Raw genomic sequence first — 12,428 nt, 5'->3', positions numbered from 1 at the left:
CCCTGTTCAGGTCAAGCGCCTGCCCTCTTGCTTCGCTCGAATGGCTTCGTTGCCTCGACGGCCCGGTTTCGTCGATCTCCGGTTTGTCAGCCCCCCAGCCCCCCGGGGATGTGATGGAGCCGGGCCATTCAATTCGAGGCCAACTCAGCGGCTGGCGTATCGCGCCGGCCGTTTTTCTTTGTCCCGGCCCGTCCCTCGGCAGGGCGATCCTGCGTCGGTCCTCAGCGCGCCTGCCGGTGATATTCGGCGTTCGGCCGCATATCGACCGCCGACGCCATCCGATTCGACATGTTGAAGAAGGCCGCGACCGCGGCGATGTCCCAGAGATCGCGCTCCGTGAAGCCGACGCCGCGCAGGGCGGCGCGATCGGCCTCGCCGACCAGATGCGGTGCCTCGGTCAGCTTCACCGCGAAGTCGAGCATGGCGCGGTGCCGCGCCGACAGCTCCGCCGCGCGATAGTTCATCGCCATCAGTTCGCCCAGCACCGGATCCTCCGAGAGCTGCCGAACCGCCGCGCCATGGGCCGTCAGGCAGTAATAGCAGCGGTTCACGCTGGAGACCGCGACCGCGATCATCTCGCGCTCCAGCTTTGACAGGCCTGACGGCGCCAGCATCAGGTCGTTGTAGAGCGCCGCGAAGGCCGAGAGCTTGGCGTCGTCATGCGCGTAGGCCACCAGCACATTCGGCACGAAACCGAGCTTCTCCAGACATTTGTCGAAATAGGCCTGATTCTCGGCCGAAAGCGTGCCGGGCTTGAGGTCGAGCGCCGTCGCAGATGCATGGGCGTCCTGCCGCGCGGGCTTTTCTCCGGGCTTCGGCTTGTCATGTTTCGTCGCCATGCTAGGTCCTGTCGTGTCGTCCGGGTCGTCGCCCTGCGCCGCGCCGAGATTGAAAGGCCGCACAGCCTATGTCATCGCTGCGGCAAAATAACAGGGGTCGACCATGGGGAAACGCTTGAGCAATGCCGCGGCTGCGGCGGTATCCGCCATCGAGGCCGCCACCGCCAACCTGTCCGGGCCGATGCCCGCCGAGTTTCCGCGCCTGCTTTATGGCCGAGCCGTCGCCGAGGATCTCGAGGCGCTGCCGCCGGAGCTGCTGGCTCGGGCCGCCGCTGCCGCCTATGAGCATCTCGCCGCGCCGCGTCGTCCCGACACGATCAACCTGCGCTTCCGCGACGAAAGCTTCGATGCCGAGGGCCGCGAGCATCAGCTGACGATTCTCGAGGTCGTCAACGAGAACAAGCCCTTCCTGCTCGATTCGACGCTCGCCGAGCTGGCGGAGCAGGGTTACGAGCCTCGTCTCGTCGCACACCCGATCCTCGCCGTCGCGCGCGCTGCCGACGGCGCTCTGATCTCGCTGGCCGGCGAGGCCGCCGGCCGCGCTCCGGAGGGCACGCGCCGCGAAAGCCTGATCCAGATCCATCTCGAGCGGATCGATTCGGCCGAGGCCCGCGATCGCCTGCGCGCCGGGCTGGAGCGCGTCTATGTCGATGTCGGGCTTGCGGTCGAGGACTGGGCGGCGATGCGCGGCCGCATCACCGAGGTGATCCAGGCCTATCGCGCCAATCCGCCGCCGCTGCCCGAGGACGAGGTCAACGAGGCCCTGCAGTTCCTCGAGTGGATCGCCGGCGACAATTTCACCCTGCTCGGCATCCGCGCCTACCGCTTCCCCAATGGCGACGCGGCCGCCGATCCGATCGAGGGCTCCGGCCTCGGCATCCTGCGCGACCCCGGCGTCAAGGTGCTGCGCAAGAATGGCGAAATGGTCACGGTGACGCCGGAGATCCGCGCCTTCCTGGCCAAGCCGCAGGCGCTGATCATCACCAAGGCGAACGTCAAGAGCCGGGTGCATCGGCGCGTCCATCTCGACTATGTCGGGGTCAAGCTGTTCACCGCGGACGGACGGCTCGACGGCGAATTGCGCATCGTCGGGCTTCTGACCTCGAACGCCTATACCGGCAGCGCGCTCGCCATTCCCTATCTGCGCCTCAAGGTGGCGCGCGTGGCCCGGAACATCGGCCTCGACCCGGCAAGCTATTCCGGCCGCGCCCTGATCAACGTGCTCGATGCCTATCCGCGCGACGAGCTCTTCCAGATCGACGCCGGGACACTCGAGAATTTCGCGCTCTCGATCCTGCAACTGACCGAGCGGCCGCGCATCCGCGCGCTGGCGCGCGTCGACGAATTCGACCGCTTCGTCTCGATCCTCGTCTTCATCCCCAAGGATCGCTACGACACGCGGGTGCGCCGCCGCGTCGGCGAATTCCTGGCCAGCATCTATCAGGGCCGGATCTCGGCTGCCTATCCGGCCTATCCGGAAGGCCCGCTCGCCCGCACGCACTACATCATCGGCCGCGACGAGGGCAAAACCCCGAGGGTCGACCGCACGACGCTCGAAGCCGGCATCGCCGCGATCGTGCGGACCTGGAGCGACGGCCTGAAGGAGGTGCTCGACCAGGAACGGGCCGGCCCGGCCGCAAGGCAGCTGGCCGAGCGCTATGCGGAAGCCTTCGGCGCCGCCTATCGTGACCGCTTCTCGCCCGCCGAGACGCTCGATGACATCGACATCCTGCAGAAGCTGAGCGCCGATCGCGCCCGCGCGGTCGATCTCTATCGCCGCGAGGGCGACCCGCCGACGCGCGCCAACCTCAAGGTGTTCTCCCGCGGCACCGCCATCTCGCTCTCGAATCGCGTGCCGGTTCTGGAGAACATGGGCTTCCGCGTCGTCAACGAGCGCACCTACAACATCACGCCGCAGCCGACGGACGGCAGCGCGACCGAGAGCGCCCGGGTCTGGCTGCACGACATGACGCTCGAGCGTGCCGACGACAGCGAGATCGACATCGCTCGCCTCGACCCCACCATCGAGGCCGCGCTGATGGCGCAGTTCCGCGGCCTTGCCGAATCGGACCGCTTCGATCAGCTCGTCCTAGCCGCGGGCCTGGCCTGGCGCGAAGCCGCGCTGCTGCGCGCGCTCGGGCGTTATCTGCGCCAGGTTGGCGCCCCCTATGCGCAGGGCTACATCGCCGACGCATTGGCCAACCATCCCGGCATTGCCTCCGGCCTCGTCGCCTATTTCACCGCCAAGTTCGATCCGCGCATTGGCGAATCCGAGCGCGCCAGGAAATCCGAGACGGCACGCAAGGGCATCGAGGAGGCCCTCGACGCCGTGACCAGCCTGGACGAGGACCGCATCCTGCGTCGCCTCGTCAACCTGATCGACGCGGCGCTGCGCACCAACTTCTTCCAGATCGGCCCGGACGGGCATCCGCGCGGCACGATCTCGATGAAGTACGACTGCGCAAAGCTCGATTCGCTGCCTCTGCCGCGCCCGCTCTACGAGATCTTCGTCTATTCGCCGCGCGTCGAGGGCGTCCATATGCGCTTCGGCAAGGTCGCGCGCGGCGGCCTGCGCTGGTCCGACCGACCGCAGGATTTCCGCACCGAGGTGCTCGGCCTCGTCAAGGCGCAGCAGGTCAAGAACGCCGTCATCGTGCCCGTCGGCGCCAAGGGTGGCTTCGTGCCGAAGCAGCTGCCGCCAGCCTCCGACCGGCAAGCCTGGCTGGCGGAGGGCACCGAGAGCTATCGTATCTTCATCCGGACCCTGTTGGAACTCACCGACAACCTCGACGGCGAAATCGTGGTGCCGCCGCCCGACACCGTGCGCCATGACGGCGACGACCCCTATCTCGTCGTCGCCGCCGACAAGGGCACCGCGACCTTCTCCGACACCGCCAACGCGCTCTCGCTAGAGAAGCATCACTGGCTCGGCGACGCCTTCGCCTCCGGCGGCAGCCAGGGCTACGACCACAAGAAGATGGGCATCACGGCGCGCGGCGCCTGGGAAGCGGTGAAGCGGCATTTCCGCGAGGTCGACATCGACATCCAGGCCACGCCCTTCACCGTCGCCGGCGTCGGCGACATGTCGGGCGACGTCTTCGGCAATGGCATGCTGCTCTCGCCCGCGATCAAGCTCGTCGCCGCCTTCGACCATCGCGATATCTTCCTCGATCCCGAGCCCGATCCGGCCAGGTCGCTCGCCGAGCGCCAGCGCCTGTTCGACCTGCCGCGCTCCTCTTGGCAGGACTACGACAAGTCGCTGATCTCGGCGGGCGGCGGCGTATTCTCGCGGCAGGCCAAGAGCATTCCGCTGACCAAGGCGCTGCGGGAACTGCTCGACATCGACAAGCCGGAGGTCTCGCCGCCCGAGCTGATGACGGCGATCCTGAAGGCCCGGGTCGACCTGCTCTGGTTCGGCGGCATCGGCACCTATATCCGCGCCTCCGACGAGAGCGACGCGCAGGTCGGAGACCGCGCCAACGACGCGATCCGGATCAGCGGCGGCGATGTCCGGGCCCGCGTCATCGGCGAGGGCGCCAATCTCGGCGTCACCCAGCGCGGCCGCATCGAGGCCGCCCGTAAGGGCGTCAGGCTCAACACCGACGCGATCGACAACTCAGCCGGCGTCAACACCTCCGACGTCGAGGTCAACATCAAGATCGCCCTGGCCGCGCCCGTGAAGGACGGACGCCTCGCCGAGGACGATCGCAACGCGCTGCTCGCCGCGATGACCGATGAGGTCGGCCTGCTCGTCCTGCGCAACAACTACTTGCAGACCTTGGCCCTCTCGCTCACTGAGTCGCAGGGCGTCGCCGCAACGCCCGGCCTGCGCCATCTCATGCAGACGCTGGAGGCTCAGGGCCGTCTCGACCGCACGGTCGAATACCTGCCGAGTGACGCGATTCTGGCCGAGCGCGAGAAGCGCGGCGAGGGGCTGACCCGGCCGGAGCTAGCGGTGCTGCTGGCCTATGCCAAGCTCTCGCTGCATGACGCGCTGCTGGAGTCCGACGTTCCCGACGATCGCTATCTGAACAGCGAGCTGGTCCGTTACTTCCCGCAGGCGCTGCGCGAGCGCTATGCGCCGGAGATCGCGAGCCACAAGCTGCGCCGCGAGATCGTCGCCACGCAATTGGCCAACGCGATCGTCAACCGCGGCGGCCCGGCGCTGGTGCCGGTGCTCTCGGCGCTGACCCATGCGCAGGCGCCGGCCATCGCCGCCGCTTATGCGATCGCGCGCGATTCCTTCGACGTGATGTCGCTCAACGGCGCGATCGATGCGCTCGACGCGAAGCTGCCCGGCAAGACCCAGCTCGGCCTCTATGCCGCCGTGCAGGAACTGGTGACCGACAGGATGGGCTGGTTCCTGCGCCGCGGCGTGGCCCGGCCCGGCTCAATCGAACCCACCGTAGCCCATTATGCCGCAGGCGTCGCAGCCCTCGCCGCCGACCTCGGCGACCTGCTTCCCGAGGCCGCGGCCCAGGCCCGCCAGGCCCGCATTGCGGTGCTGACATCGGAGGGCGTGCCAGAAGCCCTGGCCTCCCGCATCGCCAGCCTGCTCGCGCTGGCCCAGGCGACCGACATCGTCGACATCGCCGGGCAGGCCAGACGCGAGATCGGCGACGTCGCCCGGATTCATTTCGGCGTCGATTCGATCTTCGGCCTGTCGGCGCTGGCCGCTGCGGCGGCCGCCGTGCCGGCCACCGACGACTATGAGCGTCTCGCCCGCGAACGCGCCATCGAGACCCTCACCGATGCGCATGCCGGCCTGACCCGCGAGATCGCGGCAGGGGAAGGCGGCAAGGGCACGCTCGATGCCTGGCAGGATGAGCGCAAGGACGATGCGGACCGGACCCGCAGCACGGTCCAGGCGATCACCGCTTCGGGCCTGTCGCTGCCGAAGCTGATGGTCGCGGCCGGCATGCTCGCCGACCTGCCGCGCAAGAACCTGCTACAGTCAGGCGGCTGAGACGACGCACCCGACGGAACCCATGCGATGACCGATTCCAAAGCCGAAGCCACCGCCCGTATCAACCCCAAGCTGCTGGAAATCCTGGTCTGCCCGCTGACCAAGACGACGCTGGAGTACGACGCGGCCCGGCAGGAGCTGGTCAGCCGCGCGGCAAAGCTCGCCTACCCGATCCGCGACGGCATCCCGATCATGCTGCCGGAAGAGGCGCGCCAGCTGGAGGAGTGAGGACCACTCGATCGCGCCGATGTTTCACGGGAAACGCGTCGTTTGCCCGGGCAAGCGGTGAACCACGCCGATCCCGGATCGATGGCAGGACGCTGAACTCCGCGACGTCCCGGGGAGAACCCGGGAGGTTGGCATGTTGTGAGTGCAGCCAGAAGCGCCCTATAGCGCCTCGCCCCGCATCAGTCGCGGCGGCGCGCCCGCCACGCCAGCGGCCTCGCGGATGAAGAAGCGCTTCAACGCCGGCAGCCGATCGACGAGGCCCAGACCGAGATCGCGCGCCAGCCTGAGCGGCGTGGCATCGTTCGAGAACAGCCGGTTGAGCCCGTCGGTGACGGCGCCCATCGCCACGGTGTCGAAGCGGCGAGCGCGCTCATAGCCTTCGAGCACATCGGCGGTACCCGGATCGAGCCCGAGGCGGGCCGCATCGACGATCGTCTCGGCCAGCGCCGCGACGTCCTTGAGGCCGAGGTTGAGGCCCTGGCCGGCGATCGGATGAATCAGATGCGCGGCATCGCCCAGCAGCGCCAGGCGCTCGGCCACGAATCGCCGTGCCACCCCGAAGCCCAGCGGATGGGCCGAAACCGGACTCTCCAGTGCAATCTCGCCGAGTTCGAGGCCGAAACGCCGCTCGATCTCGGCCAGCATGTCGATCTCGTCGAGCGACAGCAGCGCCGGCAAATTCTCGGCCCGTTCGGTCCAGACGATCGAGGAGCGATGCCCGAACCGTCCGCCATCCGTCAGCGGAAGAATGGCGAAGGGTCCCGACGGCAGGAAATGCTCGACCGCACGCCCACCATGTGGGCGCTCATGCGCGATCGTGGCGACGAGTCCGGATTGCCCGTAATCCCAGCCGACCCAGCCGATGCCGGCCTGCTCGCGCAGCTTCGAGCGCGCGCCATCGGCAGCGACCAGCAGCCGGGCGACCTGATCCTCGCCGCCCGCGAACCTGATCGTGACACCCGTATCGCCACTGTCGAAACCGGCCACGCCTTCGGCCCGCAGGACCACGCCCGCCGCATCACACGCATCCGTCAATGCGGCCGTCAGGGCAGCGCTGCCGACCATATAGGCGAAGGGCTGTCCCGGCTCGACCTCGCCGTCGAAGGTCAGGAAGACCGGACGCACGACGTCGCCGCTGCGGCTGTCGGAAACGATCATCTCGGTCATCGGCTGGGCGGTGGCGGCGATGACGTCCCAGATGCCGAGCGCGCCCAGCATCGCACGTGCCGCCGCCGCGACCGCATAGGCCCGGTTATCGGGACGCGAGGTCTTGGTCAGCGCCGGATCGGCGACCATGATCGAATATCCGGAACCGAGCGCCTGCTTGAGTGCGAGCGCGAGCGAGAGCCCGGCGATGCCGCCCCCTGCGATCACGATCGCATCGCGGGTGTCCGACCAGACGGCCATGCTAATTCCTCCTGCGCATTCCGGGCTCGACCAAGCCGGCTTGACGGCTCGCGAGGCGTCGGTGCTGATGCGATACGTCCGGCCGAACCGTCAATCCGCCCGCTGGAGCATTTTCGAGCGAAGTGGATACCGGTTCGCGCGAAGAAAATGCGTCTAACAAGAACCTAGAGCCTTGCGACCATGTCCCAGATCAGCGCCTCCCTGATGTCGATTCTCGACCTCGAGCCGCTCGAGCGCAACCTGTTCCGCGGTCGCAGCCCGAAGTCGACCTGGCCGCGCGTCTTCGGCGGGCAGGTCATCGCGCAATCGCTCTACGCTGCCTGCAAGACGGTGGAGGGCCGCCAGCCGCACTCGTTGCACGCCTATTTCCTGCTCGCCGGCGACCCGACCATCCCGATCGTCTACGAGGTCGACCGCCTGCGCGACGGCCGCTCCTTCACGACGCGGCGCGTGCTCGCCATCCAGAAGGGCGAGGCGATCTTCGCCATGTCAGCCTCCTTCCAAGTCGAGGAACCGGGCTACGACCACCAGATGCCGATGCCGAAGGTGCCGATGCCGGAGGAACTGCCGGGGCGTGCGGAAATGCTGAGCGGCGCGCCGAGCATGCCCGCGCCGATCAAGGCCTATTACCAGCGCGAGCGGCCGATCGAGATCAGGCCGGTCGAACTCGAGCGCTACTACGGCGGCGGCAAGATGGCGCCGCGCTTCAACGTCTGGATCCGCGCCATGGAGGCCTTGCCGGACGAGCCGGCGATTCATCAGGCGGTGCTCGCCTACGCCTCGGACCTGATGCTGCTCGATTCCAGCCTGATCGCTCATGGCACGACGGTGTTCGACGGGCAGATCCAGGCTGCGAGCCTCGACCACGCGCTCTGGTTCCACCGTCCGTTCCGCGCCGATGACTGGCTGCTTTACGCGCAGGACAGTCCCTCCGCCTCGGGCGCGCGTGGGTTTTCGCGCGGACTGGTCTTCGATCGGCAGGGCAGGCTCGTCGCCTCGGTCGCCCAGGAAGGCCTGGTCCGGCCGCGTCCCGACCTAAGCTGATCATCAAATAGGCAATTGATGCCGATTTAATCAGTCGCTCAACTTCTGAGCAGACTGCTGCTCCCCGAATCACATCCGGGTCGACGAATCCGATCCCACCACGAACCCGGCCACCCCGCCGGGCCAGTTGGCACGCGCCTTGAATTGGGTGTGGCCGACGCCTGCGACTGCCAGGCGCGCGAGGCGCAACGAGATCGCCGGGGCTGACTTCCGGGCGGCGAAAACGGGGTAACCCAGCAATGAAGATCGTGATGGCTATCATCAAGCCGTTCAAGCTGGAGGAGGTGCGCGACGGGCTCACCGCCATCGGCGTGCACGGCCTGACCGTGACCGAGGTGAAGGGCTACGGCCGACAGAAGGGGCATACGGAAATCTACCGCGGCGCCGAATACGCCGTCAGCTTCCTGCCGAAGATCAAGATCGAGGTCGCCGTGGCCGACGAGCTCGTCGGCAAGGTGATCGAGGCGATCACCGCTGCGGCCCGCACCGGCCAGATCGGCGACGGCAAGATTTTCGTTTCGTCGATCGAGAAAGCCGTCCGCATCCGCACCGGCGAGACCGACGGCGACGCCCTCTGAGCACGCGATCTTCCTGAGGAGTTTTCACAGATGAATTTCAAGACCGTTAGCCGGGTCGGGCTTGTCGCGCTGGCGCTTGCCGCCGCCGGCACCGCACTCGCGCAGACCCCTGCCGCGCCCGTGCCCAACAAGGGCGACGTCGCCTTCATGATGAGTTCGACCGTGCTGGTCCTGCTCATGATCATCCCGGGCCTTGCCCTGTTCTACGGCGGCCTGGTCCGCAGCAAGAACATGCTCTCCGTCCTGACCCAGGTCTTCGCCATCGTCAGCGTCGTCACGCTGCTCTGGGTGACCTACGGCTACTCCCTCGCCTTCACCAATGGCGGCGGCCTGAACGACTATGTCGGCGGCTTCTCCAAGGCGTTCCTGCGCGGCGTCGACGCGACCACGACCGTCGGCACCTTCTCGAACGGCGTCGTGATCCCGGAATATGTCTATCTGGCCTTCCAGATGACCTTCGCCTGCATCACGCCGGCGCTGATCGTCGGTGCCTTCGCCGAGCGCATGAAGTTCTCGGCACTGCTGCTCTTCACCGTGCTGTGGGTCACCTTCATCTATTTCCCGATGGCCCACATGGTCTGGTACTGGGGTGGCCCGGACGTGGTCGGCAACGCCGCCAAGGCGCTGGCCGAGGCCGGTGCTGACGGCAAGGCCGCGGCCCAGACGGCCCTCGACGCCGTCAACGCCGATGCCGGCCTGCTCTTCAAATGGGGCGCGCTCGACTTCGCTGGCGGCACCGTGGTCCACATCAATTCTGGCATCGCCGGCCTCGTCGGCTGCATCCTGCTCGGCAAGCGCATCGGCTACGGCAAGGAGCTGATGGCTCCGCACTCGCTGACGATGACCCTCATCGGCGGCGCTCTGCTCTGGGTCGGCTGGTTCGGCTTCAACGCCGGCTCGAACCTGGAAGCCAACGGCACGGCCGCGCTGGCCATGGTCAACACCTTCGTCGCCACGGCGGCGGCGGCCGTGGCCTGGCTGTTCGTCGAATGGGCCGTCAAGGGCAAGCCCTCGATGCTCGGCATGGTCTCGGGCGCGGTCGCCGGCCTCGTCGCCGTCACGCCGGCAGCCGGTTTCGGCGGCCCGATGGGCTGCATCCTGCTCGGCCTCGTCGCCGGCACGATCTGCTTCATCTTCTGCTCCACCGTGAAGAACGCGCTGGGCTACGACGACTCGCTCGACGTCTTCGGCATCCACTGCGTCGGCGGCATCCTCGGCGCTCTGGCCACCGGCATCCTCGTCAATGTCGACCTCGGCGGCGCGGGCATCCCGGACTACACCTCGAAGCCCGGCGAACTGGCTGTCGGCGCTTACGAGTTCGGCACGGCGTTCATGGCCCAGGTCAAGGCGGTGCTGTTCACGCTCGTCTTCAGCGGCGTCGGCTCGCTGATCCTCTACAAGATCGTCGATGTGATCATCGGTCTGCGCGTCGCTCCCGATGCCGAGCGCGAGGGCCTCGACATCGCCGAGCATGGCGAGCGCGCCTATCACGACTGATCGGAACGCTCGGCGTCACACGTGAAACACTCCCCGGCGGGCGACCGCCGGGGATTTTTGTTGGAGATGGACGACGTCTGCAGAGGCGACGAGCGCGCAAGGTTAAGCGGGTCTTAACCTCGGCTTCCTAACCTGATCGCGATGGCCGATGCGACACGGCCCGCAGCCCCAGGGATGACGGCCGACCCCGCATGCGCACGATTCGACGCTCCTCTTCGCTGATGGACCGCCTGCCCGATCCGGTGCGCGAGTTCCTGTCACGTCGCGCCAGCGAGATGACCGGGCTTGCGCTGCTGGCCGTGATGGCGGCGGTCGCGCTGTCGCTCGCGACCTGGTCCGTCGATGATCCCAGCCTCAACAACGCGACCAGCGGCGCGGTCAGGAACTGGCTCGGCCGGCCCGGCGCCATGGTCGCCGACCTGCTGATGCAGCTCATCGGCCTCGGCGTCATCGCCCTGCTCTTCCCGCCGCTGATCTGGTCGCTCAGGCTGGTGCGCTTCCATCTCTTCGACCGCGGCGCCCTCAAGCTCGGGCTCTGGGTCATCGGCATTGCGGCGACGGCTGCCGTCGGCAGCGCCCTTCCGGCGACGCCGCGCTGGCCCTTGCCCACCGGCATGGGCGGCGTCATCGGCGACGGCCTGCTGTTCGGGACCCGGAACATCGCCGGCATCGCGGGCAATGCGCTCGGCGGCCTCGTCGGCTTCCTCTATGCTGGCATCGCCATTCTGGCCGTGACGGCCGCCGCCGGCTTCGGCTTCGTCAGCGACGAGGACCCGATCGTCGATGGCGACGATGCGGACGAATCCTGGTCCGAGAGTGAGGAGCGCCGCGAGGACGAGCCCGGCATCGCCGTAATCCTGATCGGCTGGCTCGCGCATGGCGCGATGGCGCTGCGCGGCATGATCCTGCGCCGCCTGCCGCAACCGCCAGCGGCCGCGGCCCAGGGCGCCCATCGCGGAGGACATGGCAGTGGACATGGCGGCGAGCCCGTTCCCGCCGCGGGCCGCGTCCGCCGCGAGCCGCAGTTCCAGGATGGCCCGCGGCGCGAGCCCGCCGCGCGCCCGACGATTCCCGCCTTCGATCCGGCTCCGCTGCCGTCTCCGCGCGGCGGCCGGGCGGCCGAGCCCGATTTCGACGCGCCCTTCGACCTGGATGATGATGAACCGCAGGACCTGCGCGACCTGAACGCCCCGCGCGTGACGGCACCACCGCCCGCGCCGAAGCCGGGCAAGCGCATGCAGCGCGAGGCCCAACCGTCGCTGCTCGACCGCGAAGAGTTCGAGCTGCCGCCCCTGACCTATCTCGCCGAGCCCAAGAAGCTGCCGGCTAACGCGATCTCGACCGACGCGCTGGAGCAGAACGCCACGCTTCTGGAGGGCGTTCTGGAAGATTTCGGCGTCCGCGGCGAGATCACGCAGGTCCGCCCCGGCCCGGTGGTGACGCTTTACGAGCTCGAGCCGGCTCCCGGTACCAAGAGCTCGCGGGTGATTTCCCTGGCCGACGACATCGCGCGCTCGATGAGCGCGATCTCGGCGCGCGTCGCGGTGGTGCAGGGCAAGAACGCGATCGGCATCGAACTGCCCAACGCCAAGCGCGAGACGGTCTTCCTGCGCGAACTGCTGGCGAGCCAGGATTTCGAGAGCTCCAAGCACAAGCTGGCGCTGGGCCTTGGCAAGACCATCGGCGGCGAGCCGGTGATCGTCGACCTCGCCAAGATGCCGCATCTTCTGGTCGCCGGCACCACCGGATCGGGCAAGTCGGTGGCGATCAACACCATGATCCTGTCGCTGCTCTACCGGCTCAAGCCCGAGCAGTGCCGGCTGATCATGGTCGATCCGAAGATGCTCGAGCTCTCCGTCTATGACGGCA

The 12,428-nt window shown here is 67.9% G+C and carries 8 protein-coding genes; 6 read left to right on the top strand and 2 right to left on the bottom strand.

Features of this window, described 5'->3' with window-relative positions:
- Nucleotides 1-221: 221 nt before the first annotated feature.
- Nucleotides 222-839, bottom strand: a complete 618-nt coding sequence (locus VGN82_RS26175; protein WP_327530039.1) for a peroxidase-related enzyme — start codon at nucleotides 837-839, stop codon at nucleotides 222-224.
- Nucleotides 840-942: 103 nt separating this feature from the next.
- On the opposite strand from VGN82_RS26175, the gene VGN82_RS26170 reads away from it, so the two are divergent.
- Nucleotides 943-5,805 carry an NAD-glutamate dehydrogenase gene (locus tag VGN82_RS26170; protein WP_327530038.1) on the top strand — a complete coding sequence of 1,621 codons (4,863 nt, stop codon included), beginning with the start codon at nucleotides 943-945 and terminating at the stop codon, nucleotides 5,803-5,805.
- A gap of 27 nt (nucleotides 5,806-5,832) precedes the next feature.
- Nucleotides 5,833-6,033, top strand: coding sequence for a Trm112 family protein (locus VGN82_RS26165; protein WP_327530037.1), 201 nt, complete (start codon nucleotides 5,833-5,835; stop codon nucleotides 6,031-6,033).
- A gap of 159 nt (nucleotides 6,034-6,192) precedes the next feature.
- Here the strand turns inward: VGN82_RS26165 and VGN82_RS26160 are convergent, their stop codons facing one another.
- Entirely contained in the window at nucleotides 6,193-7,440 is a 1,248-nt protein-coding gene (locus VGN82_RS26160) for a ubiquinone biosynthesis hydroxylase (protein WP_327530036.1), read from the bottom strand.
- A gap of 180 nt (nucleotides 7,441-7,620) precedes the next feature.
- Here VGN82_RS26160 and tesB point away from each other — a divergent pair, with 180 nt between their 5' ends.
- The 4 genes from tesB to VGN82_RS26140 all read left to right on the top strand — a co-directional run.
- Nucleotides 7,621-8,484, top strand: a complete 864-nt coding sequence (gene tesB / locus VGN82_RS26155) for an acyl-CoA thioesterase II (RefSeq protein ID WP_327530035.1) — start codon at nucleotides 7,621-7,623, stop codon at nucleotides 8,482-8,484.
- A 239-nt stretch (nucleotides 8,485-8,723) separates the two neighbouring features.
- A complete protein-coding gene (locus VGN82_RS26150) occupies nucleotides 8,724-9,062 on the top strand; it encodes a P-II family nitrogen regulator (protein WP_038358178.1) in 339 nt (112 codons plus the stop codon).
- Between the two features lie 30 nt (nucleotides 9,063-9,092).
- Nucleotides 9,093-10,559 carry an ammonium transporter gene (locus VGN82_RS26145; RefSeq protein WP_327530034.1) on the top strand — a complete coding sequence of 489 codons (1,467 nt, stop codon included), beginning with the start codon at nucleotides 9,093-9,095 and terminating at the stop codon, nucleotides 10,557-10,559.
- A 191-nt stretch (nucleotides 10,560-10,750) separates the two neighbouring features.
- Nucleotides 10,751-12,428, top strand: a 1,678-nt coding sequence (locus VGN82_RS26140) for a DNA translocase FtsK (RefSeq protein WP_327530033.1), incomplete at its 3' end; no start/stop codon positions are given.

This window comes from Allobosea sp., from assembly GCF_035999205.1.
Classification (GTDB): domain Bacteria; phylum Pseudomonadota; class Alphaproteobacteria; order Rhizobiales; family Beijerinckiaceae; genus Allobosea.
This window is presented reverse-complemented; position numbering and strand designations above follow the sequence as displayed.